The organism is Streptomyces barringtoniae (assembly GCF_020819595.1).
GTDB classification, from domain to species: domain Bacteria; phylum Actinomycetota; class Actinomycetes; order Streptomycetales; family Streptomycetaceae; genus Streptomyces; species Streptomyces barringtoniae.
In genome coordinates, this window is the sequence record NZ_JAJHNP010000013.1 from 164,533 (window position 1) to 188,401 (window position 23,869).

A 23,869-nucleotide genomic window follows, 5' to 3' on the forward strand; every position below is an offset into this window, starting at 1 on the left:
AGCGAACCGCCGAAGGTGCCGGGATTCATCCACAGGTTCGGCATGTTTGTACGACTATTCGCGCACTGTGGCCGTTCATCCACAGGGCCGTTCATCCACAGGGGTCACCGCAGACTGCGCACATCGAGATGCCTGAGCACCCGGTCCACGATCTCCGGATCCGCTCCCGGCTCGCTCCGCGCCGCCAGGACCTCGTGCCGCGCCGCGCTCAGCATCTCGTTCTGGATGTTCCGGACCCGCCTCAGCCGCCTGACCCGCTGGTGCTGCGCCTCGCGCCGCTCCTCCTCCCCCATGTCGGGACTGATCCGGATCCCGATGTCGAAGGCCCGGCGCAGCATCTGCTCGGACAGCTCCTCGGGCAGGTCCTCCACCTGCTCGATCTCCCGCAGCCTGCGCTTGGCCGCCTTCGCGGCCCGCACCGCCAGCTCCTTCTCGAACTCCTTCTCCCGTTCGGAGTCGGCCCGCACCCCGAGCCGTCGCACGAGGGACGGCAGTGTGAGCCCCTGCAGGACCAGCGTGACGATGATGACCCCGAAGGCGATGAAGACGATCTCGTCCCGGTCGGGGAACGGGGAGCCGGCGTCGGTCCTCAGCGGGATGGCCAGCGCCAGCGCCACCGAGGCCACCCCGCGCATTCCGGACCACCACATCACGACGGTCTCCCGCCAGCTGACCGGGATCTCCTCGTCGTAGTCGCGCCGCGCGTGCAGCCGCTTGGTCAGCCAGGTCGCCGGCAGCAGCCACACCAGCCGTACGACGATCACCACGCCCGCCACGGTGGCGGCCCAGCCCAGCAGCTCGCCCCAGCGTCCCTGGGCCGTGCGGATGGCGTTGTGCAGCTCCAGGCCGATGAGCCCGAACGCCACGCCCGTGACCAGGGTGTCGATGATGTCCCAGAAGGTGTGCCCGGCGAGCCGGGTCATCACGTCATCGGCGTCCGTGGCGTACTCGGCGAGGAACAGCGCCGTGGTGAGCACCGCGAGCACCCCCGAGCCGTGCAGCTTCTCGGCGAGCACATAGGAGGCGTACGGCACCAGCAGGGTCATGCCGATCTGCAGGGTCGGATCGCCCAGCAGGTCCATGACCTTGTTCGCGCCCCAGCCGAGCCCCAGGCCCACGGCCAGCGCGACGACGGCGGACAGCACGAGGTCGAGGCCGGCCTGCCACGCGGAGAAGGAGCCGCTGACGACCGCGGCGACCGCCACGTGGTACAGCACGATGGCGGTGACGTCGTTGAAGAGCCCCTCGCCCTCCAGGATCGACACCAGGCGGCGCGGCAGCCCGAGCTGCCCGGCGACGCTGGTCGCGGCGACCGGGTCGGGCGGGGCGATCAGCGCGCCGAGCGTGAAGGCGGCGGCGATGGGCAGCCCCGGCACGATCGCGTTGGCGACGAACGCCACGCACACCATCGTGACGAGCACCAGCGCGACGGCCAGCAGGAGGATCGGGCGGACGTTGGCCGCGAACTGCCGCCAGGAGGTGCGCCGTACGGCGGCGTAGAGCAGCGGCGGGAGCAGCCCGGGCAGGATCAGCTCGGGCGGGATGTTCACGTTGGGCACGAAGTCGGCCACCGCGAGAGCACCGCCGAACAGGGTCATCAGCACCGGCGCCGGCACCTTGAGCCGGTCCCCGACCGGGACGCTCACCAGGGCCCCGAGCAGCAGGACGAACAACAGAGCCAACTGATCCACGGCCGGCGCTCCGGGGTCGACGATCACACAGCAGGCCTCAAGCCTGCCATCCGACCGGCGGCAACGCCCGCCGCCGAGGCGGCGCGACGCGAAGGCCTACAGGGCGCGGCGCATCGCCCGGTGCGGGATGCCGGCGTCCGGGAACTCCGGGCCGTACGCCGCGTAGCCGAGCCGCTCGTAGAAGCCGAGCGCGTGGGTTTGTGCGTGCAGGTCCACCGCGGTGAGGCCACGCGCGCGTGCCGCGTCCTCGATGGCCCGCACCAGGGCCACGCCGACGCCGAGCCCGCGGGCCTCCCGGACGACGGCGAGCCGTCCCAGGGAGCCCACCGAGGCGTCCGCGCCGGTCTTCGCCGCCGCGGCCTCGCCGTGCAGCAGCCGGCCGGTGCCGAGCGGCACACCGTCCTCGCGGATCGCCAGCACATGCACGGCGACCGCGTCGTAGGCGTCGTACTCGATGGTCTCGTCGACGCCCTGTTCGACGACGAAGACCTCCTTGCGGACCGCGAAGCAGGCCTCGCGGTCGGCGGGGTCCTCGGCGAGCCGGACGGTGTACGGCACGCTCACGCGTACGTCTCCTCGCGGACCTGGTCGAGGGCCTTCTGCAGGTCCTCGGGGTAGGCGCTCTCGAACTCCGCCCACTGGCCGTCCCCGGGGTGCTCGAAGCCGAGGCGCACGGCGTGCAGCCACTGGCGGGTCAGGCGCAGCCGCTTGGCGAGGGTCGGGTCGGCGCCGTAGGTGAGGTCGCCGACGCAGGGGTGGCGGTGGGCGGACATGTGGACGCGGATCTGGTGGGTGCGGCCGGTCTCCAGCTTCACGTCCAGCAGGGAGGCGGCGCGGAAGGCCTCGATGAGGTCGTAGTGCGTGACGGAGGGCTTGCCGTCGGCCGTGACCGCCCACTTGTAGTCGTGGTTCGGGTGGCGGCCGATGGGCGCGTCGATGGTGCCGCTCGTCGGGTCCGGGTGGCCCTGGACCAGGGTGTGGTAGCGCTTGTCGACCGTGCGCTCCTTGAACTGGCGCTTGAGCGAGGTGTACGCCCGCTCCGACTTGGCGACCACCATCAGGCCGGAGGTGCCGACGTCCAGGCGGTGCACGATGCCCTGGCGCTCTGCGGCTCCGGAGGTGGAGATCCGGTACCCGGCGGCGGCGAGACCGCCGATGACGGTCGGGCCGCTCCAGCCCGGCGACGGATGCGCGGCCACGCCGACCGGCTTGACGATCACGACCACGTCCTCGTCGTCGTGCACGATCTCCATGCCCTCGACCGGCTCGGCGACCACCTGCACCGGCGCGGGCGCCTGCGGCATCTCGACCTCGAGCCAGGCGCCGCCGCTCACGCGCTCGGACTTGCCGACCACCGAGCCGTCGACCTGGACCTTGCCGGCGGCGGCCAGCTCCGCCGCCTTGGTGCGGGAGAAGCCGAACATGCGGGAGATGGCGGCGTCGACGCGCTCGCCCTCCAGGCCGTCGGGCACGGGCAGGGTACGGATCTCGGGAAGCGTGCTCACCCGTCGAGTATGCCGGACGGGTGGAACCGGCCCGCACGAGCCTGTGGAAAACCGCCTGTGGAGGAAGGTGGTCTCAGTCCTTGTGGACCGTGCCGTCCGGGTCCAGGCCCCGGAAGGACAGCAGGACGATCAGGATGCCGCCGCACACGATGGCCGAGTCGGCCAGGTTGAACACGGCGAAGCCCTTGGGCGCGATGAAGTCCACGACCTTGCCCTCGAACACCCCGGGCGACCGGAAGATCCGGTCGGTCAGGTTGCCGAGGGCGCCGCCGAGCAGCAGGCCGAGCGCGATGGCCCAGGGATAGCTGTAGAGCTTGCGGGCCAGGCGGATGATCACCACGATCACGGCCGCGGCGATCAGGGTGAAGATGATCGTGAAGGCCGCGCCGAAGCCGAAGGCCGCGCCGGGGTTGCGGGTGGCGTTCAGCTCCAGCCAGTCCCCGACGAGCCTGATCGGCTCGCGGCCCTCCAGCTTGGCGACCACCAGCAGCTTGCTGATCAGGTCGAGGGAGTACGCGAACGCGGCCACAGCGAACAGCAGGGCGATCCGGCGCCCACGCGGGCCCCGGGGCGGGGACTGCTGCTCGCCCGTGCCGGACGCGGCGGCCGGGGTGGCTGCGCCGGAGCCGGCGGCCCCTGCGGCCGCCGCCTGCTCGCCGCCGTCGTCCGGGGTGTCCGGCGTACCGATGATGCGCTCCGCCTCTGCCACGTGAGTCCCTCAACCTAGGTGCCTGACTGAGGACGAGACTACGGCACGGCCCCGCACAGTCAGGAGCGGCGTTCCTGCTTCTGCTTGCACTCGACGCACAGCGTGGCCCGGGGGAAGGCCTGCATCCGGGCCTTGCCGATGGGGTTGCCGCAGTTCTCGCACAGGCCGTAGGTGCCCGCGTCCAGCCGCTCCAGTGCGTGCTCGTTCTGGACCAGCATCTCGCGCGCGTTGGCGGCGAGCGCCAGCTCGTGCTCGCGCGTGATGTTCTTGGTGCCGGTGTCGGCCTGGTCGTCTCCCGCGCCGTCCCCGGAGTCCCGCATCAGGCCCGCGAGGGACGCCTCGGAGGAGCTGATCTCGGCGCGCAGCCGCTCCACCTCGGACAGCAGCTCGGCACGGGCCTCCGCGACCTCTTCCGGGGTCCAGGGGTCCTCGCCGGGGCGCACCGCCAGCTCGCCGGGCTCCGCCGCGGCGACCCGTGCCTTGGGAACGGCGGTCTCCGCCGTGGCCGTGCCAGGAGTCTTCTTCGCAACCACTGTCGTGGCTCCCGTCTGCTTCGCGGCCCGCGCCGCGCCCGCTTTCTTGGCCCTGCTCGTGTCGGCCGCCTCCGCGGAGACGCCTCCCGCGGCCGCCTTCCTGCCGCCGGCCTTCCCGGCCGACGCCTTCTTGACGGCCGTCTCCTGCACCGCTCCCTTCGCCGCCGGCTTCTTCCCGCCGGCCTTCTTGGCCACCGCCTTCTTCGGGGCCGCCTCGACCACGTCACCGGCGACCGCCTTTTCGGCCGACGTCTTCTTGGCGACGGCCTTCTTGCCCGGCTTCTCCTTGGCGGCGGTCCCCTTGCCGGCCGCCCTCTCGGCAGTACCGGCCGTCTTCTCGGCGACGGCCTTCTTCGGTGCCGTTCCTTCCTTCGCGGCCGCCTTCTTGGCAGCCGGCTCCTTGGTCGTGGACTTCTTTGTCGTGGACTTCTTGGCAGCCGTCTTCCCGGCGGCCGTCCTCGTGGCAGCCGTCTTCTTGCCGGCCGTCTCCTCCTCGGCCGTCGTCACCCCGGCCGCGGACCTCCTGGCGGCCTTCTCCTCGGCGGCCGGCTCCTTCGCCGCTGTCCTCCTGCCGGCGGGCTCCTTCGTGGCGAGCTCCTTCGCGGTCGGCTCTCTCGGCACCGCATTCCTCGCGGCCGGCTCCGCGTCCCTCCCCCCGGTCGCCCTCCTCGTCCCGCCCGCTCCCTTGGCCTCGCCGCCGGAGGCAGCCGCAGCTCCGGAGGCGGCTGCGCCCCCGCGCCGACCGGTCGCCGGCTGCTGTACGGCGGTCCTTTTCGCCACCATGGCCGCGACCCCTTCACATACTGTGATGTTGCTCGCGAATCGTGCTGGGACGATAAATCGACTTGAGTCCCGCGGCAACGGGGCACACCGCCCGATTCGCCCGCCCGCACCCCCCGCGCAGCGGGCCTGCATCCGTTGTGCCCAGCTCCCCGCCGGGTAATCCGCCGCGCCCGGCCTGCGCGGACCCGTACGCCTGCCCCCTGGCCATTCGGGTCATCCCGGACCCTCGCGTGGGCGGCGGGCGCACCGCGCGGAAAACCGGTCGGCCGCTGTCCGCGCGGCGCCGTACACTGGGCGGAGCGAAAAGCGTGGATGGGAACGAGTAGCGGCGTACGCAGCCCAGAGCGACCCGGGGACGGTGTGAGCCCGGGGGCGAGCGCGACGTGAAGATCACCCCGGAGCCGCCGGAAGAAAGCCGCAGCCAGCAGGCCAGGGCGAGTAGAACCGGCTTCGCGACCCCAATGAGGGGGCTCCCCGGCGCGTACGGCGCGGCGGAGAGCCAAGGAGGGTGGTACCGCGGGAGCGCGCCGCACACGGCGTAGACAGGATCGAAGGCTCTCGTCCCTCCGACGGAAGGCAGCAAGTCCGTTGGAGGATGCTCGCAGATGACAGCGCCGACGTACCGCCAGGTGCCCGCACAGGTCGACCTGCCCGCTCTTGAGCACGCCGTGCTCGACTTCTGGCGCGAGCAGAAGATCTTCGCCAAGAGCCTGGAGCAGTCCGGGGGCCGACCGGAGTGGGTGTTCTACGAAGGCCCGCCCACCGCCAACGGCATGCCCGGCGCCCACCACATCGAGGCGCGCGTCTTCAAGGACGTCTTCCCGCGCTTCCGCACCATGCGCGGCTACCACGTGGCCCGCAAGGCCGGCTGGGACTGCCACGGCCTGCCCGTCGAGCTGGCCGTGGAGAAGGAGCTGGGCTTCTCCGGCAAGCAGGACATCGAGGCGTACGGCATCGCCGAGTTCAACGCCAAGTGCCGCGAGTCCGTGACCCGGCACACCGACGCCTTCGCCGAGCTGACGACCCGCATGGGCTACTGGGTCGACCTGGACGACGCCTACCGGACCATGGACCCCGAGTACGTGGAGTCCGTCTGGTGGTCGCTGAAGGAGATCTTCGGCAAGGGCCTCCTCGTCCAGGACCACCGGGTCGCGCCCTGGTGCCCGCGCTGTGGCACCGGCCTGTCCGACCACGAGCTGGCGCAGGGCTACGAGACGGTCGTCGACCCCTCCGTGTACGTCCGTTTCCCGCTCACCTCCGGTCCGCTGGCCGGCGAGGCCGCGCTCCTGGTGTGGACGACGACCCCCTGGACCCTGGTGTCCAACACGGCGGTCGCCGCGCACCCCGAGGTCACCTACGTCGTCGCGACCAACGGCGAGGAGAAGCTCGTCGTCGCCGAGCCGCTGCTCGCCAAGGCGCTCGGCGAGGGCTGGGAGAGCACGGGCCAGACCTTCACCGGCGCCGAGATGGAGCGCTGGACGTATCAACGTCCATTCGAGCTCGTGGAGTTCCCGGAGCCGGCCCACTACGTGGTGAACGCCGACTACGTGACCACCGAGGACGGTACGGGTCTGGTCCACCAGTCCCCCGCCTTCGGTGAGGACGACCTCAAGGTCTGCCGGGCGTACGGCCTGCCGGTGGTGAACCCGGTCCGCCCGGACGGCACCTTCGAGGAGGAGGTCCCGCTGGTCGGCGGCGTCTTCTTCAAGAAGGCGGACGAACAGCTCACCGCGGACCTCCAGCAGCGCGGCCTGCTCTTCAAGCACGTCGCGTACGAGCACAGCTACCCGCACTGCTGGCGCTGCCACACCGCGCTGCTCTACTACGCGCAGCCCTCCTGGTACATCCGCACCACGGCGATCAAGGACCGTCTCATCCAGGAGAACGAGAGGACCAACTGGTTCCCGGACACGGTCAAGCACGGCCGCTTCGGCGACTGGCTGAACAACAACATCGACTGGGCGCTGTCCCGCAACCGCTACTGGGGCACCCCGCTGCCGATCTGGCGCTGTGAGGACGACCACCTCACCTGCGTCGGCTCCCGCGCGGAGCTGACCGAGCTGACCGGCACCGACCAGTCCGGCCTCGACCCGCACCGGCCGTACATCGACGACGTCACCTTCGCCTGCCGTCACGACGGCTGCGGCAAGACGGCCACGCGCGTGCCGGAGGTCATCGACGCCTGGTACGACTCGGGTTCGATGCCGTTCGCGCAGTGGGGCTACCCGTACAAGAACAAGGAGCTGTTCGAGAGCCGCTACCCGGCGCAGTTCATCTCCGAGGCGATCGACCAGACCCGCGGCTGGTTCTACACGCTGATGGCCGTCGGCACGCTCGTCTTCGACAAGTCGTCGTACGAGAACGTCGTCTGCCTGGGTCACATCCTCGCCGAGGACGGCCGCAAGATGTCCAAGCACCTGGGCAACATCCTGCAGCCGATCCCGCTCATGGACCAGCACGGCGCGGACGCGGTGCGCTGGTTCATGGCGGCCGGCGGCTCCCCGTGGGCGGCCCGCCGGGTCGGCCACGGCACCATCCAGGAGGTCGTCCGCAAGACGCTGCTGACGTACTGGAACACGGTGGCCTTCCAGGCGCTGTACGCCCGTACGTCCCAGTGGGCGCCCAGCGCGGCCGACCCGGCCCCGGCCGAGCGCCCGGTGCTGGACCGCTGGCTGCTGTCGGAGCTGCACGCGCTGACCGACCAGGTGACGCAGGCGCTGGAGGCGTACGACACCCAGCGCGCCGGCAAGCTGCTGTCCGCGTTCGTCGACGACCTGTCCAACTGGTACGTCCGCCGTTCCCGGCGCCGCTTCTGGCAGGGCGACAAGGCCGCGCTGCGCACGCTGCACGAGGTGCTGGAGACGGTCACCAGGCTGATGGCGCCGATCACCCCGTTCATCACCGAGCGGGTGTGGCAGGACCTGATCGTGCCGGTGACCCCGGGCGTGCCGGAGTCCGTGCACCTGGCCTCCTGGCCGGAGGCGGACCTGCCCTCCATCGACCCCGAGCTGTCGAAGCAGATGGTCCTGGTCCGCCGGCTGGTGGAGCTGGGGCGCGCCACGCGCGCGGAGTCGGGCGTCAAGACGCGTCAGCCGCTGTCCCGCGCGCTGATCGCCGCGACCGGCTTCGAGTCCCTGGACCCCGGGCTGCACGCGCAGATCACCGAGGAGCTGAACGTCTCCTCGCTGGCGTCGCTCTCCGAGGTGGGCGGCAGCCTGGTGGACACCACCGCCAAGGCCAACTTCCGCGCGCTGGGCAAGCGGTTCGGCAAGCGGGTGCAGGACGTGGCCAGGGCGATCGCCGCTGCCGACGCGGCCGCGCTGTCCCTCGCGCTGCGTGAGGGCACGGCCTCGGTGGAGGTCGACGGCGAGACGGTGACCCTCGCTCCCGACGAGGTGATCATCACCGAGACCCCGCGCGAGGGCTGGTCGGTGGCCTCCGACTCCGGTGCCACGGTGGCGCTGGACCTGGAGATCACCGAGGAGCTGCGGCAGGCGGGCCTGGCCCGTGACGCGATCCGGCTGATCCAGGAGGCCCGCAAGAACAGCGGTCTGGACGTGGCCGACCGGATCGCGCTGCGCTGGGTGTCGACCGACCCCGCGGTGGTCGCTGCGCTGGCTGAGCACAGCGAGTTGATCGCCGAGGAGGTCTTGGCGACCGACTTCGGGCAGGGCGAGGGCGACGACGGCTTCGGTGAGCCGTTCACCGACGAGGGGCTGTCTCTCACGTTCCGGCTGCGGAAGGCGTAAGCGCCGAGCGGTTCGAGAAAGGGCCCGGTCTCCGGTGAGGAGGCCGGGCCCTTCCTCATGGGTTCGGTCGGAGGCCACCGCCCTCGCCCGTGCGGCGCAGGGCATCGGCGCCCACCCGTCGCAGCAGCGGCTCTGGTGGGGGGCGTAGTACGTACAGCTGCTCGGGCACCAGGTCGTTCGGGCTCTCCCCCGCAGCGCCGGGTCATGGGCGTCCTGCCGTTGCGCGGCCCGCATCGAGGCCGTCCGCAGCACGGGCGCCGGGTGCCGGCCGACGTACCCGCCGTCCGCCTCGTCGGCTCCGGGATCGACGGTCACCTCGACGCCGCCGCTCACCGCCACGTCCATGCGCTCCGCCTGCACCGGCAGCCCTGCCGCCGCGAGCTGCGTCCGGACCTCGCCCGCCCACACCTGCCGGCGGTGCAGCGGTCTCGGCGTCCGCGCGCTCGAAGCCGTAGGACGTCTGTTCTCCCATGGCCCCGCACGCTACGACCCGCCGCTGACACCTCCGTCAACCCGCGTAAAAAGGGCGGGCCCCCGGGACCGAAGTCCAGGGGGCCCGCCCTCGTTGAGCGCTGCCGACGCCGTTGTCGTACTAGTGCCCGGTACTCAGTTGTCGTCCTCGTCGATCAGGAACCCGCGCATCGGCGAGGGTGCCTGACCCATCGGGGACGGGCCCTGCGGGCGGACCGGCGCCATCGGCTGGGTCATGGCCGGCGTCATCTGCTGCTGGCCGCCGTACGACGGGCCGGACGGAGCGGAGTTGCCGCCCATCGTCTGGTTGCCGCCGTAGGACGGGGCGCTCGCGCCGGCCGGTGCCATGGAGGGCGCCGGGGACGGCGGCAGGGACGCGGCGGCCGGGGTGCGCGGCGGGGCCAGGGAGTCGTCGGCCTGGGTCTCCAGCTGGCGCAGCTGGGACTCGAGGTACGACTTCAGGCGCGTGCGGTACTCGCGCTCGAAGCCGCGCAGGTCCTCGACCTTGCGCTCCAGCGTGGCGCGGGCGGACTCCAGGGAGCCCATCGCGACGCGGTGCTTCTCCTGCGCGTCCCGCTCCAGGGCGTCGGCCTTGGCACGGGCGTCACGCTCCAGACCCTCGGCGCGGCTGCGGGCCTCGCCGACGATCTTGTTGGCCTCGGAGCGGGCCTCGGCGATCGCCTGGTCGGCGGTCTGCTGGGCCAGCGAGAGGACTCGGGCGGCGCTGTCGCCGCCGGGGCCCTGACCGGGGCCGCCCATCGGACCGCCCATGGGGCCGCCCATCGGGCCACCCATCTGCTGCATGGGCGGCTGGCCGCCCATCGGGCCCTGGCCCATCGGACCCTGACCCATCGGGCCCTGACCCATCGGGCCCTGACCCATGGGACCCTGGCCCATCGGGCCGGGACCCTGCGGGCCGCCCTGTCCGCCGGGACCGGCGGGCAGCTGCGGGGCGCCGCTCGGCAGCTGGGGCGGGCCACCCATGGGGCCGCCCATCTGCTGCTGCGGCGGGCCCGATATGCCGGCGGGCACCGGAGCGCCGGGACCTCGCATGCCCTGCTGGGGCATGCCCTGCTGCTGCGGGTGCGGCTGCTGGTCCTGCTCCGGCGGGCCCTTGCGCATGTTCTGCTGGTTCTGCGCGGCCGCACGGGTCGCCGCGGCCAGCTTGGCGCGCAGGTCCTCGTTCTCGCGGAGCAGACGGGTCAGTTCGGCTTCGACCTCGTCGAGGAAGGCATCGACCTCGTCCTCGTCATAGCCTTCTCGGAGGCGGACGGTCGTGAACTGCTTGTTCCGCACGTCCTCGGGGGTCAACGGCATCTCTTCACCTCAACGTAGTCATCGGCAGTCGGCAAGACCGTATCGTCCACCCTCATCACATGAAGCTCCCCGTGATGGAGAGGAGGATGTAGACGATGATCATCAGTACGAAGAAGGACAGGTCGAGCGCCACGCCCCCGAGACGCAGCGGCGGGATGAACCGCCGCAGAAGCTTCAGCGGTGGATCGGTGACAGTGTAGGTGGCCTCCAGTACGACCACCATCGCCTTGCCGGGTTGCCACGAGCGGGCGAACTGGAACACGTAATCCATGACCAGCCGGAAGATGAGCACGGCGAGGAACACCAGCAGCGCGGTGTGGACCACCGTGACGAACACGCTCATGGCCTGCGCTTCCCTCTCCCCTGTTCCATGCTCTTCCGAGCCTCGATCCGGTTGTTGCGTCTCAGCTCTGGTTGAAGAACCCGCCCTCTGCGATGCGGGCCTTGTCCTCCGCCGTGACATCGACGTTAGCAGGAGACAACAGGAACACCTTCTGCGTCACCCGCTCGATGCTGCCGTGAAGACCAAACACCAAACCGGCCGCAAAGTCGACAAGTCGCTTCGCGTCTGTGTCATCCATCTCAGTCAGATTCATGATCACCGGGGTGCCCTCACGGAAGTGTTCCCCGATGGTACGGGCCTCGTTGTAGGTCCGGGGGTGAAGCGTGGTGATCCGGTAAGGCTCTCGCTCGGACACAACCTTGGGCATGATCACCGGTGCGTTCTTCTCGAGGGACTGACGTTCTTGTGTGATGGATGCCACGGGCGCGATCCGCGCCGGACGTCCGGATTCCGCGGCGAGTGCAGTCGAACGGGCCACCGGCTCGCGCGGCGCGGGCGGTTGCACGATTCGCACCTCTTCATCCCTTTGGGACTGATGTGCGCCGTGCGATTGGTGTGAAGATTCATGCCGTCGGTGATCCCGCTCGGGTTCCGGGTCCAACTCGGGCTCGAAGTCGTCGTCGGGGTCGAATCCGCGGCCGTCGTACCCATCGTCCTCCACGAGGCCGAGGTAGACCGCCATCTTGCGCATCGCGCCGGCCATGCTCTGAGTCCTCCGCTCTGTGGTGGATCGGCTGACGACTGCCAAGTGCCCGCGATCCACGAGGTCGTTGTGCCCGCTTTTAACGGACATTGACCATATTTTCTGCTGTGGTCCGACTTCTTGGCGACGTTACCCGAGCCTAGGGCGGACTCCGAGTACCGCAGTGCCGACGCGCACATGTGTCGCCCCGGCTGCCACGGCCTGTTCGAGGTCCGCACTCATCCCTGCTGACACCATGGTTGCAGCCGGATGGGCTCGGCGCAGGTCAGTCGACAAATCCACGAGCCGTTCAAACGCCGCCTGTTCGCGTCCCGCGTACTCCCCGGTGAGCGGAGCGACGGTCATCAGCCCGTCGAGCCGCAGTCCCGGAGCCTCGCCGATGAGGTCGGCCAACTCTTCGATTCCGTCCGGCGCGACGCCTCCGCGCTCGCCCCTGCCGCTCGCCCCCGCGTCCAGCGCCACCTGGACGAGGCAGCCCACCTCCCGCCCCGCCCGCACGGCCTCCTTCGACAGGGCCGTGACGAGCCTGGGACGGTCCACGGACTGCACGACATCCGCGTAACCGACCACGGAACGGACTTTGTTGGTCTGCAACTGACCGACAAAGTGCCATTTGAGGGGCAGGTCCGCACATGCCGCGGCCTTCGGTGCCGCATCCTGGTCACGGTTCTCGGCGACATGGCGCACACCGAGTTCCGACAGGATCCGCACATCGCTCGCCGGGTAGGTCTTGGTGACCACGATGAGGGTCACCTCCTCCCGCTTGCGCCCGGCCGCCACACACGCGGCGGTGATGCGCTCCTCCACTTTCGCCAGGTTTCCGGCGAGTTCGGTCTTACGGTCCGTCATGCCCCATCAGTCCAGCCAGACATAGCCCGCGAGCCGCCCGGTGGTGCGGTCGCGGCGGTACGAGAAGTGGTCGCCCGACTCCAGCGTGCACTCCGGCGACTGCGCCCGGTCGCACACCCCGAGCCGGTCGAGCTGCGCGTGCACCCCGGCGCTCACGTCGACCGCCGGCGTGCCCCAGCCCGTCTCAGCGTGCGCCGCCGGCTCGACGGCCGCCACCTCGGCGCGCATCGCCTCCGGCACTTCGTAGCACCGCCCGCACACGGCCGGGCCCGTGCGGGCGACGATCCGGCCCGGCTCGGCGCCGAGTTCGGCCATGGCCCGTACGGCGGCCGGGACGACGCCCTTGACCATGCCGGGCCGGCCCGCGTGCACCGCCGCCACGACCCCGGCGACGGGATCGGCCAGCAGCACCGGCACGCAGTCGGCGGTGAGGACGGCGAGGGCGAGTCCGCGGCGGGCGGTCACGATCGCGTCGACCTCCGGCACCGGACTCCCCCACTCTCGACTTCGCTCGAGCGGGGGGACCCCCACTCCCCAGGGCTCGTCCACGACGGCCACCTCGGCGCCGTGCACCTGGTTCATCCAGACGACCCGGCCCGGATCGAGGCCGAGCGACTTGGCCGCGATGTCCCGGTTGGCCCGTACGGACTCCGGGTCGTCGCCCACCGCGCCGCCGAGGTTCAGCTCCTCATACGGAGCGGCGCTCACCCCGCCCCACCGGTCGGTGAAGGCGAAGTGCGCGCCGCTCACGTCCTCGCGCGTTCCTATCACTTGAGGAAGTCCGGCACGTCCAGCTCCTCGGCCGCGCTGTCCGCGTAGGAGGTGCGGGGCGCCGGCGTCACCGGCGGGGCGGCCGGGATGTCGGCCACCGGCTCGGGCGCCGGCTCCGGCTCCTCCTTGGGCTTGACGCTGCCCAGCGAGCCGAAGGACGGACGGCTGGGCTCGCTCGGCCGGGCCGGAGCGGGCTCGTCGCGGCGGGAGCCCGCCGAGGCCGAGGCCGAGCCGAGGACGTTGTCCCGGCGGGCCGGGGGCTGGCCGCCGTCGAAGCCGGCCGCGATCACGGTGACCCGGACCTCGTCGCCGAGGGCGTCGTCGATGACCGCGCCGAAGATGATGTTGGCCTCGGGGTGGGCGGCCTCGCTGACCAGCTGGGCGGCCTCGTTGATCTCGAACAGGCCCAGGTCGGAGCCGCCGGAGATGGAGAGCAGCACGCCGCGGGCGCCGTCGATGGACGCCTCCAGCAGCGGCGAGGAGATGGCCATCTCGGCCGCGGCCACCGCGCGGTCGTCGCCGCGGGCCGAGCCGATGCCCATGAGGGCCGAACCGGCCTCGGACATGACCGACTTCACATCGGCGAAGTCGAGGTTGATCAGGCCGGGGGTGGTGATGAGGTCGGTGATGCCCTGGACACCGGAGAGCAGGACCTGGTCGGCGGACTTGAAGGCGTCCAGGACCGAGACCTGGCGGTCCGAGATGGACAGCAGCCGGTCGTTGGGGATGACGATCAGGGTGTCGACCTCTTCGCGCAGTTCGGCGATGCCGTCCTCGGCCTGGTTCGCGCGGCGCCGTCCCTCGAAGGTGAACGGGCGCGTCACCACGCCGATGGTCAGGGCGCCCAGCGAGCGCGCGATGTTGGCCACGACGGGCGCGCCGCCGGTGCCGGTGCCGCCGCCTTCACCGGCCGTCACGAAGACCATGTCGGCCCCCTTGAGGACCTCCTCGATCTCCTCGCGGTGGTCCTCGGCGGCCTTGCGGCCGACGGCCGGGTTGGCTCCGGCGCCGAGTCCGCGGGTGAGTTCGCGGCCGACGTCGAGCTTGACGTCGGCGTCGCTCATCAACAGCGCCTGTGCGTCGGTGTTGATGGCGATGAACTCGACACCCTTGAGACCGACCTCGATCATCCGGTTGATGGCATTGACACCACCGCCGCCGACACCGATGACCTTGATGACTGCGAGGTAGTTCTGCGGTGCTGCCACGTCGAAGGCCTCTCGCCTCGAATTACGTTGTCGCCGCCGTGCGGTGCCCCGCGCCGGGACGACGGATGCCGAATGGGACGGTCCGTAACGCCGACCCGAACCCTAACCCTGAAGTTTAGGGTTACCAGTGTGTCTGTTCCCTGGAGTCTTCTGAACAGGACACTAAGTCGACAAGTGGCGCCCGTTCAACGAACACGCCGAACCTCCCGTTTTTCTTTTCACCCTATGTGATCAGCCATAGCAGTGCCCAACCAGGGTGCTGGCCTGCGCTGATGCGCGTCAACTCCCCGATGACGCAGGGGCGGTGGGAACGCTGACGTCGAAGTGCCGCGCGCCGGGAGCTGCTTTCATGAGAGCTGCGAGGGTCCGTGCCTTGGCCCGGCCGTTCTCGCTGCTGCCCCACGCGACCGTGCGGCCGTCGGCCAACACCAGCGAGATGGCGTCGTAGGAACGGACTTGGACGGTCCGGGTGTCCGCCGCCACGGCGGCCGGCAGTTCGCCCGCGACCCGGACCGCCTCGCGCACCAGCCGGTCGGTGCCGAAGCGCCGGAAGCTCGCGGCGGCGGAACCGGTACGGGAGACGGACAATTCCAGTGCCGGAACGCCATTCGGTGCCTGCGAAACCGTGGCGAACCGGACACCTTCGTGGTCGATTTCGACGAAGTCCCGGCCCTTTCGGCTCAGCAGAACCGGAGTGCGCTCGGTCACTTTCAGACCGATTCCATGGGGCCATGCACGGACCACATCAACCGTGTCAATTCGGGGCAGTTTCCGGCGAAGTCGGGCTTCGATGCCGTCCGTGTCGACCGAAATCATCGGCGCCCCGACCGGTACGGCCGCCGCGTCCAGCACCTCGGCGGGGGTCAGCACGCGCGTGCCGGACACCGAGACGTGCTCGACGCGCACCCACGTCGATCCGTACAACACCCAGGTGCCACCGGCCCCGAGGAGCACGGCGAGCACGGCCAGGATGACGATCGTACGAAGGCGCGCTCTTCCGGGCCCGCGGACGGGCGGCGGGCCGGACGACTCCTGCTGGCGTTCACCGCGCTCGGCGGTGGAGGGTCCGGCCACGCTCACTGCCCTTTCGTCATACGGTCCTAACGGCGCGAGGCGATCGCCTCGTACACCATGCCGACGAGCAGCTCGTCGGCGTCCCGGCGGCCGAACTCGCTTGCCGCGCGGGACATCTCGTACAGCCGGTGCGGATCGGCGAGCACGGGCAGGACGTTCTGCTGCACCCACTCGGGCGTGAGTTCCGCGTCGTCGACGAGGAGCCCGCCGCCGGCCTTCACCACCGGCTGGGCGTTGAGCCGCTGCTCGCCGTTGCCGATGGGCAGCGGGACATAGGCGGCCGGGAGTCCGACGGCGGAGAGTTCGGCGACGGTCATCGCGCCCGCGCGGCAGAGCATCATGTCGGCCGCGGCGTACGCGAGATCCATCCGGTCCAGGTAACTTACCGGGATGTAGGGGGGCATTCCCGGCATCTGGTGCACCTGCGGCAGTTCGTTCTTCGGGCCGACCGCGTGCAGGATCTGGATGCCGGCCTGCTGGAGCCACGGAGCGACCTGCTGGACCACCTCGTTGAGGCGCCGGGCGCCCTGGGAGCCGCCGGAGACGAGCAGCGTGGGCAGGTTCGGGTCGAGGCCGAAGCGGTGGCGTGCCTCGGGGCGGGCGGCCGCACGGTCCAGGGTGGCGATGGAACGGCGCAGCGGGATGCCGATGTAGCGCGCGTCGCGCAGCTTGCTGTCGGGCGTGGAGACGGCGACCCGGGCCGCGTACCGCGAGCCGATCTTGTTGGCCAGGCCCGGGCGGGCGTTGGCCTCGTGGATCACGATGGGCACGCCGAGGCGCTTGGCGGCCAGGTAGCCGGGCAGGGCGACGTAACCGCCGAAACCGACCACCGCGTCCGCCTTGGTGCGCTCCAGGATCTGCTCGGCGGCCTTGATGGTGCCGCGCAGCCGGCCCGGGACGGTGATCAGCTCGGGGGTCGGCTTACGAGGCAGCGGCACCGCCGGGATCAGCGCCAGCTCGTAGCCGCGCTCCGGGACGAGCCGGGTCTCCAGGCCGCGCTCCGTGCCCAGGGCCGTGATCCCCACGGTCGGGTCCTGCCTGCGCAGGGCGTCCGCGAGGGCGAGCGCGGGCTCGATGTGGCCGGCGGTCCCCCCACCGGCGAGTACGACATGCACCGAAATTCACCGCTCTCCGGACGAACGCGCCGCCGAGGCACGCCGTCGCATCGTGTTCCATCTCCGAGGCCCCCGCGCACCGCCGGAGCCTCCCGCCCGCTTTCTACCAAAGCGAGGTTGCCGCATCGCAAGCGCCGCCCGCGCAGCGGGCTCGTCGCGCGCGAAAGCGATCAGCAGCCCGATGGCGAACATGGTCGGCAGCAGGGCGGACCCTCCGTAGGAGAACAGCGGGAGGGGGACGCCGGCGATCGGCAGCAGACCGAGCACCGCACCGATGTTGATCACCGCTTGGGCGGTGATCCACGTCGTCACGCCTCCCGCGGCGTACCTCACGAAGGGGTCCTCCGTGCGTCCGGCCACGCGGATACCCGCATAGCCTAGAGCCGCGAACAGGGCGAGCACCGACAGCGTCCCCGACAGGCCCAGTTCCTCACCGGTGACCGCGAAGATGAAGTCGGTGTGGGCTTCGGGGAGTTGGCCCCATTTCTCCACACTCGCACCGAGACCGGAACCGAAAATTCCGCCGGAGGCGAGGGCGTAGATGCCGTGCACGGCCTGCCAGCAGTCGGCGATCCCCGACTTGGGCTGGGTGGCGCCGATGCAGGCGAGCCGGGCCATCCGGTTGGGGCTGGTCTTGATGAGGACGCCGCCGATCAGGGTCGCGACCGTCAGCACCCCGGCGAACAGCCGGGTGGGCGCCCCCGCGAGCCACAGCAGGCCGAACAGGATCGCCGTGAGGATGATCGCGGTACCCATGTCGCCACCGAGCATGATCAGCCCGAGCAGCAGGAAGGCGACCGGCACCAGCGGCACCAGCATGTGCTTCCACTGGGTCAGCAGCCTCTTCTCCTGCTTGCGCGCGATCAGGTCCGCGCCCCACAGCACCAGGGCGAGCTTGCCGAACTCGCTGGGCTGGACCTGGAAGGAGCCGCCCAGGGCGATCCAGTTCTGGTTGCCGTTGACCGCCATCCCTATCCCGGGCACCTGCACCAGGGCCATCAGGAAGACGGCGGCGGCGAGGATCGGGTAGGCCAGCGCCCGGTGCAGTTTCACCGGCATGCGGGAGGCCACGAACAGCAGTACTCCGCCCAGCACGGCGGCCAGCAGCTGCTTGCGGAAGAAGTACGACCCCGGCAGTGACATCTGCAGCGCGGTGATCTGGGAGGCCGAGTAGACCATCACCAGGCCCAGCACGATGATCAGCACACTGCCGCCGACGATCAGGTAGTAGGCGGTCAGCGGCCGGTCCCAGGCCTTGCGCGCCCGGCCGTAGAGCCGTTGTACGGGGTTCTCGCTCGAGGGCCGGGCAACGGCGGGACGCGGACGCCGGGACGCCCGCTGCACGGGCGGCTTTCCGGTACGGCTACTGGGCATCGGCGCCTCCACTGAACGTCGACCGTCCCACGCGTCCCTCCCAAGATCCGCCCGGCGGGCGGCCGGGGTCAGGCTTCGAGTCCGCGGACCGCCGCCGCGAACGCGTCACCGCGCTGGTTGTAGTTGGTGAACATGTCCATGGAGGCGCAGGCCGGGGCCAGCAGCACCGTGTCGCCGGGCTGAGCGAGCCGCCTCGCCTCCGTCACCGCCTGGAGCATCGCCCCAGTGTCGGTCCGGTCGAGGTCGACCACGGGTACTTCCGGGGCGTGTCGCGCGAGGGCGTCGCGGATCAGCGCCCGGTCGGCGCCGATCAGGACGGCGCCGCGAAGTCGCTTTGCCGACTTGGCGACCAGTTCCTCGAAGGTCGCGCCCTTCGCCAGACCACCCGCAATCCATACAATCGACTCATATGCCGCCAACGAGGCTTCCGCGGCATGGGTGTTGGTCGCCTTGGAGTCGTCCACGTACGCGACGCCGTCGAGGTCGGCGACGTGCTCGATGCGGTGCGCGTCCGGGCGGAAGGCCTTGAGGCCGTCCCGTACGGCCTGGGCGGGCACCCCGAAGGCGCGCGCCAGGGCCGCCGCGGCAAGGGCGTTGGCGATGTTGTGCGGGGCCGGCGGGTCGATGTCGGAGACCTCGGCCAGCTCCTGGGCGTTCTTCTGCCGGTTCTCCACGAAGGCGCGGTCGACCAGGATGCCGTCCACGACGCCGAGTTGGGAGGGCGCGGGGCTGCCGAGGGTGAAGCCGATGGCCCGGCAGCCCTCCTCGACGTCGGCCTCGCGCACCAGGTCCTCGGTGAGCTTGTCGGCCACGTTGTAGACGCAGGCGACTCGATTGCCTTCGTAGATACGGCCCTTGTCCTTGGCGTACGCCTCCATGGAGCCGTGCCAGTCGAGGTGGTCCGGGGCGAGGTTGAGGACCGCGGCCGAGTGGGCACGCAGCGAGGGCGCCCAGTGCAGCTGGTAGCTGGACAGCTCCACGGCGAGGACGTCGTACTCCTCGTCCCCGAGCACGACGTCCAGCAGGGAGACGCCGATGTTGCCGACGGCGGCCGTGCGCAGGCCCGCGGCCTTCAGGATGGACGCGAGCATCTGCACGGTGGTGGTCTTGCCGTTGGTGCCCGTGACGGCCAGCCAGGGCGCCGCGTCGGGGCCGCGCAGGCGCCAGGCCAGCTCGACGTCGCCCCAGACCGGCACGCCCGCTTCGGCCGCCGCCAGGAACAGCGGCTTGTCGGGCTTCCAGCCCGGCGCGGTGACGATCAGCTCGGTGCTCTCCGGCAGGGTCGCCCCGTCGCCGAGGCGCACGGTGATGCCGAGCGCCTCGAGCTCCGCGGCCTGCTCACGCGCGCGTGCGTCGTCGCCGTCGTTGACGACCGTGACACTCGCCCCGCGCGCGTGCAGCACCTTGGCCGCCGGGACGCCGGAGACACCGAGCCCGGCGACGGTGACGTGCTTGCCCTGGAAGTCGTAGAGCTCCGAGGTGGAGGTCACTTGTCCGCTGCCCATCCTGCATAGAAGAGGCCCAGTCCGACAATCACACAGATTCCCTGGATGATCCAGAACCGGACCACCACCAGGACTTCGGACCAGCCCTTGAGTTCGAAGTGGTGCTGGAGTGGTGCCATCCGGAAGACGCGCTTGCCGGTGAGCCGGAAGGAGCCGACCTGGATGACGACCGACATGGTGATGAGGACGAACAGGCCGCCCATGATGGCCACCAGCAGCTCCGTGCGGGAGAGGATGGCCAGACCGGTGAGCACACCGCCGAGGGCGAGCGAACCGGTGTCGCCCATGAAGATCTTCGCCGGCGAGGTGTTCCACCACAGGAAGCCCAGGCAGGCGCCCATCAGCGCGGAGGCGATCACCGCGAGGTCGAGCGGGTCGCGCACCTCGTAGCAGGCGGCCGGGTTGGTCAGGGTCTGCGCGTTGGCACAGGACTCCTGGAACTGCCAGACGCCGATGAACGTATAGGCGCCGAAGACGAGCACGGAGGCGCCGGTGGCGAGGCCGTCCAGACCGTCGGTGAGGTTCACGCCGTTCGACATCGCGAGGATCATGAACAGCGCCCAGACGACGAACAGCACCGGGCCGATCGTCCAGCCGAAGTCGGTGATGAAGGACAGCTTGGTGGAGGCCGGGGTGTTGCCGCGGGCGTCGGCGAACATCAGGGACAGCACCGCGAAGGAGATGCCGACGATCAGCTGGCCTGCCATCTTCGCCTTGGCCCGAAGACCCAGCGAACGCCGCTTGACGATCTTGATGTAGTCGTCGAGGAAGCCGACCAGGCCCATGCCGAACATCAGGCCGAGGACCAGGATCCCGGAGTAGGTGGGCGGGTAACCGGTGATGAGCTTGCTCAGGAAGTACGCGGCGATCGTCGCCAGGATGAAGGCGATGCCGCCCATGGTCGGCGTACCGCGCTTGCTGGCGTGCTCACGCGGGCCGTCGTCACGGATGTACTGGCCGTAGCCCTTGCGGGCGAGGAGCTTGATCAGCAGCGGGGTGCCGATCAGCGTCAGGAAGAGGCCAATGACTCCTGAGAACAGGATCTGCTTCATCATCGGGCGGCAACCTCGCCCTCGGCACCGGTCTCGACGAGCGCCTGGGCAACGCTCTCCAGACCCACCGAACGGGACGCCTTCACGAGCACGACGTCCCCTGGGCGCAACTCGCTGCGCAACAGGTCGATCGCCGCCTGTGCGTCGGACACGTGCACCGACTCCTCACCCCACGAACCCTCGTTATATGCGCCCAGTTGCAGCCAGGAGGCCTCAATCCCCCCGACGGCGACGAGCTTGCTGACGTTGAGCCGGACGGCGAGCCGTCCGACGGCGTCGTGCTCGGCGAGCGCCTCGTCCCCCAGCTCGGCCATCTTGCCGAGCACCGCCCACGTGCGGCGCCCCTTGCCCATGGCCGCGAGCGCCCGAAGGGCGGCCCGCATGGACTCGGGGTTGGCGTTGTAGGCGTCGTTGACGATGGTCACGCCGTCCAGGCGCTCGGTGACCTCCATCCGCCAGCGGGAGAGGGAGCCCGCCTCGGAGAGCGCGGTGGCGATCTCTTCCGCGGACATGCCCAGCTCATGGGCGACGGCGGCCGCGGCGAGCGCGTTCGACACGTGATGCTCACCGTACAGGCGCATGGTCACATCGCTTGCACCGGAGGGTGTGAGAAGCCTGAAGGAAGGCTGTCCGCTGTCCGTGAGTCGCACGTTCTCGGCGCGTACGTCCGCTTCGGCCGACTCTCCGAAAAGGACCACCTTCGCCTTGGTACGGGAGGCCATGGCGCGGACCAGCGGGTCGTCGGCGTTGAGGATCGCGGCGCCGTCCTCCGGAAGGCCTTCGACGATCTCGCCCTTGGCCTGCGCGATCTGCTCGCGGCCGCCGAACTCGCCGATGTGGGCGGTGCCGACGTTGAGGACCAGGCCGATCCTCGGGGGCGTGAGGTCGGTGAGGTAGCGGATGTGCCCGATGCCGCGGGCGCCCATCTCCAGCACGAGGAACCGCGTCTCCTCGGTGGCGGACAGGGCGGTCAGCGGCAGCCCGATCTCGTTGTTCAGCGAGCCGGGCGTGAACACGGTCGGCGCCTTGCGCTGGAGCACCTGCGCGATCAGATCCTTGGTGCTGGTCTTGCCCGCCGAGCCGGTCAGGGCGACGAGGGTCGCGCCGAGCCGGCGTACGACGTGCCGGGCCAGGGCGCCGAGCGCGGTCTGGACGTCGTCCACGACGATCGCGGGCACGCCGACCGGGCGCGACGCGAGTACGGCGACCGCGCCCGCCTCGATCACCTGCGGTGCGTAGTCGTGGCCGTCCACGCGCTCGCCGACGAAGGCGGCGAACAGGCTGCCGGGCACCACCTCGCGGGAGTCCCGGACGACCGGTCCCGTGACCTCGACGGACGGATCCGGTATGTCGTGCGTCTGCCCGCCGACGACTGCTGCGATCTCGGCGAGGGAGAGGGCGATCACAAGTTCATCCCCTGGGTCTTCTGGATTTTCATCCCTGGGTTTTCTGGATGGCTTCGCGGAGCACCTGGCGGTCGTCGAAGGGACGGACCACACCGGCGATGTCCTGGCCCTGCTCGTGCCCCTTGCCCGCGACCAGCACGGTGTCGCCGGCCTGGGCGCGGCCCACGACGGCGGCGATCGCGGCGGCCCGGTCCTCGAACAGGAGCACCTCGCCGCGCTCGTGCGCGGGCACGGAGGCGGCGCCCTGGAGCATCGTCGCGAGGATCGCGAGGGGGTCCTCGGAGCGCGGGTTGTCGGAGGTCAGTACGGCCGTGTCGGCGAGCCGGGCCGCGGCGGCACCCATCGGGGCGCGCTTGGTCTGGTCGCGGTCGCCGCCGCAGCCGAGGACGATGTGCAGGCGGCCCTTGGTGACCTTGCGCAGCGCCTTGAGCACCGACTCGACGGCGTCGGTCTTGTGGGCGTAGTCGACGACCGCGAGGTACGGCTGCCCGGCGTCCACGCGCTCCAGGCGGCCGGGGACACCCGGGACGGCGGCGATGCCGTCGGCGGCGGTCTGCGGGTCGAGACCGGCGGCGGCGAGGGCGACCACGGCGGCGAGGGTGTTCGCCACGTTGAAGGGACCGGCGATCGGCGACTTGGCGTGTACTCGCTCGCCGTTCGGGCCCACGACGGTGAACGTCGAGTCCATGGGGCCGACCTGGACGTCCTCGGCACGCCAGTCGGCGTCGGGGTGGCCCTCGGCGGAGAACGTGACGACCGGGACCGTGGCCTCCTCGGCGAGCCGGCGGCCGTACGCGTCGTCGGCGTTGATCACGGCGAGTCTGCTGCGTTCCGGTGTGAACAGCTGCGCCTTGGCCCGGAAGTAGTCCTCCATGTCGGAGTGGAACTCCATGTGCTCCGGGCTGAGGTTGGTGAACACGGCGATGTCGAAGACACAGCCGTCGACCCGGCCGAGGACCAGGGCGTGGCTGGAGACCTCCATGGCCACCGCCTCGACGCCGCGCTCGCGCATGACGGCGAACAGGGCCTGCAGGTCGGTGGCTTCGGGGGTGGTTCGCTCGGACTTGATGCGCTCGTCGCCGATGCGCATCTCGACGGTGCCGACCAGGCCCGTGGACTTCGCGGTCCTGAGCCCGCCCTCGACCAGATAGGCGGTGGTGGTCTTGCCGGAGGTGCCGGTGATGCCGATCTGGAGCAGGTCACGGCCGGGATGGCCGTAGATCGTCGCCGCCAGCTCGCCCATCCGTCCGCGCGGGTCGTCGACGACCAGGACGGGCAGTCCGGTCGCGGCGGCGCGCTCGGCGCCCGTCGGGTCGGTGAGCACGGCGACCGCGCCGAGGCCGGCGGCCTGGGTGACGAAGTCGGCGCCGTGCAGGCGGGCGCCCGGGAGGGCGGCGTACAGGTCGCCGGGACGGACGGCGCGCGAGTCGTGGGTGATCCCCGTGACCTCTGCGGCGGCGTCAGGAGCGGCGGCACCCAGCTGATCGGCCAGTTCCGCGAGGGGTGTGGCGGAGACCTGAACCGGTCGCGGCGGCCCCGGATATGTCACGGAAGCGCCCTTCTGGGTGGTTTGGGACTGATCAGCGTGTGGCACGGCGGTGAGCGTACCGGGCGTACCCGCCCCGGAGCGAAGCGAGGGGTTCTCGGCCCCGTAGTTCCCGGCGTCGGGGGTGATCGTTGTCACGAGCGATTCCTGGTGTTCCGGTGCTGA

At 70.7% G+C, this 23,869-nt stretch carries 19 protein-coding genes; 1 reads left to right on the plus strand and 18 read right to left on the minus strand.

Annotated features, from left to right (window positions below; translation table 11 throughout):
- Positions 1-104 precede the first annotated feature (104 nt).
- The 5 genes from LMU33_RS24160 to LMU33_RS24180 form a co-directional block, all read right to left on the minus strand.
- Complete coding sequence (locus LMU33_RS24160) at positions 105-1,691, minus strand: Na+/H+ antiporter (protein WP_228622706.1); 1,587 nt, start codon at positions 1,689-1,691, stop codon at positions 105-107.
- Positions 1,692-1,787: 96 nt separating this feature from the next.
- The gene (locus LMU33_RS24165; protein ID WP_228622707.1) at positions 1,788-2,255 is read right to left on the minus strand and encodes a GNAT family N-acetyltransferase; all 468 of its coding nucleotides are present in this window, start codon (positions 2,253-2,255) and stop codon (positions 1,788-1,790) included.
- Positions 2,252-3,196: an RluA family pseudouridine synthase gene (locus LMU33_RS24170; RefSeq protein ID WP_228622708.1), complete on the minus strand. Its 945-nt coding sequence runs from the start codon at positions 3,194-3,196 to the stop codon at positions 2,252-2,254. The genes LMU33_RS24165 and LMU33_RS24170 overlap by 4 nt, the downstream gene beginning before the upstream one ends.
- Before the next feature lie 73 nt (positions 3,197-3,269).
- Positions 3,270-3,905, minus strand: coding sequence for a signal peptidase II (lspA, locus tag LMU33_RS24175; RefSeq protein WP_228622709.1), 636 nt, complete (start codon positions 3,903-3,905; stop codon positions 3,270-3,272).
- 59 nt (positions 3,906-3,964) lie between these two features.
- On the minus strand, positions 3,965-5,221 hold the full coding sequence (locus LMU33_RS24180) for a TraR/DksA C4-type zinc finger protein (RefSeq protein ID WP_228622710.1): 1,257 nt from the start codon (positions 5,219-5,221) through the stop codon (positions 3,965-3,967).
- Between the two features lie 605 nt (positions 5,222-5,826).
- On the opposite strand from LMU33_RS24180, the gene ileS reads away from it, so the two are divergent.
- On the plus strand, positions 5,827-8,970 hold the full coding sequence (ileS, locus tag LMU33_RS24185; protein WP_228622711.1) for an isoleucine--tRNA ligase: 3,144 nt from the start codon (positions 5,827-5,829) through the stop codon (positions 8,968-8,970).
- 606 nt (positions 8,971-9,576) lie between these two features.
- On the opposite strand, the gene LMU33_RS24190 is transcribed toward ileS, so the two are convergent.
- The 13 genes from LMU33_RS24190 to LMU33_RS24250 form a co-directional block, all read right to left on the minus strand.
- Positions 9,577-10,758, minus strand: a complete 1,182-nt coding sequence (locus LMU33_RS24190; RefSeq protein ID WP_228622712.1) for a DivIVA domain-containing protein — start codon at positions 10,756-10,758, stop codon at positions 9,577-9,579.
- Positions 10,759-10,813: 55 nt separating this feature from the next.
- Complete coding sequence (locus tag LMU33_RS24195; protein ID WP_055707297.1) at positions 10,814-11,101, minus strand: YggT family protein; 288 nt, start codon at positions 11,099-11,101, stop codon at positions 10,814-10,816.
- A gap of 61 nt (positions 11,102-11,162) precedes the next feature.
- Positions 11,163-11,804: a cell division protein SepF gene (locus tag LMU33_RS24200; protein WP_228622713.1), complete on the minus strand. Its 642-nt coding sequence runs from the start codon at positions 11,802-11,804 to the stop codon at positions 11,163-11,165.
- A gap of 129 nt (positions 11,805-11,933) precedes the next feature.
- Positions 11,934-12,653 (minus strand): YggS family pyridoxal phosphate-dependent enzyme, encoded by a 720-nt coding sequence (locus LMU33_RS24205; RefSeq protein WP_228622714.1) that lies wholly within the window; start codon positions 12,651-12,653, stop codon positions 11,934-11,936.
- 6 nt (positions 12,654-12,659) lie between these two features.
- Positions 12,660-13,424, minus strand: a complete 765-nt coding sequence (gene pgeF / locus LMU33_RS24210; protein WP_228622715.1) for a peptidoglycan editing factor PgeF — start codon at positions 13,422-13,424, stop codon at positions 12,660-12,662.
- Entirely contained in the window at positions 13,421-14,632 is a 1,212-nt protein-coding gene (ftsZ, locus tag LMU33_RS24215) for a cell division protein FtsZ (RefSeq protein WP_228622716.1), read from the minus strand. The genes pgeF and ftsZ overlap by 4 nt, the downstream gene beginning before the upstream one ends.
- A gap of 279 nt (positions 14,633-14,911) precedes the next feature.
- Positions 14,912-15,706, minus strand: a complete 795-nt coding sequence (locus LMU33_RS24220; RefSeq protein WP_228622717.1) for a cell division protein FtsQ/DivIB — start codon at positions 15,704-15,706, stop codon at positions 14,912-14,914.
- 26 nt (positions 15,707-15,732) lie between these two features.
- Positions 15,733-16,821: an undecaprenyldiphospho-muramoylpentapeptide beta-N-acetylglucosaminyltransferase gene (gene murG, locus LMU33_RS24225; RefSeq protein ID WP_228622718.1), complete on the minus strand. Its 1,089-nt coding sequence runs from the start codon at positions 16,819-16,821 to the stop codon at positions 15,733-15,735.
- Between the two features lie 6 nt (positions 16,822-16,827).
- A complete protein-coding gene (ftsW, locus tag LMU33_RS24230) occupies positions 16,828-18,195 on the minus strand; it encodes a putative lipid II flippase FtsW (RefSeq protein WP_228622719.1) in 1,368 nt (455 codons plus the stop codon).
- A 68-nt stretch (positions 18,196-18,263) separates the two neighbouring features.
- The gene (gene murD / locus LMU33_RS24235; RefSeq protein ID WP_228622720.1) at positions 18,264-19,700 is read right to left on the minus strand and encodes a UDP-N-acetylmuramoyl-L-alanine--D-glutamate ligase; all 1,437 of its coding nucleotides are present in this window, start codon (positions 19,698-19,700) and stop codon (positions 18,264-18,266) included.
- Positions 19,682-20,755, minus strand: coding sequence for a phospho-N-acetylmuramoyl-pentapeptide-transferase (gene mraY, locus LMU33_RS24240; RefSeq protein ID WP_228622721.1), 1,074 nt, complete (start codon positions 20,753-20,755; stop codon positions 19,682-19,684). The genes murD and mraY overlap by 19 nt, the downstream gene beginning before the upstream one ends.
- Complete coding sequence (locus tag LMU33_RS24245; protein ID WP_228622722.1) at positions 20,752-22,158, minus strand: UDP-N-acetylmuramoyl-tripeptide--D-alanyl-D-alanine ligase; 1,407 nt, start codon at positions 22,156-22,158, stop codon at positions 20,752-20,754. The genes mraY and LMU33_RS24245 overlap by 4 nt, the downstream gene beginning before the upstream one ends.
- Before the next feature lie 28 nt (positions 22,159-22,186).
- On the minus strand, positions 22,187-23,842 hold the full coding sequence (locus LMU33_RS24250) for a UDP-N-acetylmuramoyl-L-alanyl-D-glutamate--2,6-diaminopimelate ligase (RefSeq protein ID WP_228622723.1): 1,656 nt from the start codon (positions 23,840-23,842) through the stop codon (positions 22,187-22,189).
- Between the last annotated feature and the right edge of the window lie 27 nt (positions 23,843-23,869).

Bases quoted from the DNA above. Each gene is read 5' to 3' on its own strand.
- LMU33_RS24180 (WP_228622710.1), bottom strand. From the start codon at position 5,221: ATGGTGGCGAAAAGGACCGCCGTACAGCAGCCGGCGACCGGTCGGCGC.
- ftsW (WP_228622719.1), bottom strand. From the start codon at position 18,195: ATGCCCAGTAGCCGTACCGGAAAGCCGCCCGTGCAGCGGGCGTCCCGG.
- mraY (WP_228622721.1), bottom strand. From the start codon at position 20,755: ATGATGAAGCAGATCCTGTTCTCAGGAGTCATTGGCCTCTTCCTGACG.
- ileS (WP_228622711.1), top strand. From the start codon at position 5,827: ATGACAGCGCCGACGTACCGCCAGGTGCCCGCACAGGTCGACCTGCCC.
- LMU33_RS24190 (WP_228622712.1), bottom strand. From the start codon at position 10,758: ATGCCGTTGACCCCCGAGGACGTGCGGAACAAGCAGTTCACGACCGTC.
- LMU33_RS24195 (WP_055707297.1), bottom strand. From the start codon at position 11,101: ATGAGCGTGTTCGTCACGGTGGTCCACACCGCGCTGCTGGTGTTCCTC.
- LMU33_RS24200 (WP_228622713.1), bottom strand. From the start codon at position 11,804: ATGGCCGGCGCGATGCGCAAGATGGCGGTCTACCTCGGCCTCGTGGAG.
- murD (WP_228622720.1), bottom strand. From the start codon at position 19,700: ATGGGCAGCGGACAAGTGACCTCCACCTCGGAGCTCTACGACTTCCAG.
- LMU33_RS24205 (WP_228622714.1), bottom strand. From the start codon at position 12,653: ATGACGGACCGTAAGACCGAACTCGCCGGAAACCTGGCGAAAGTGGAG.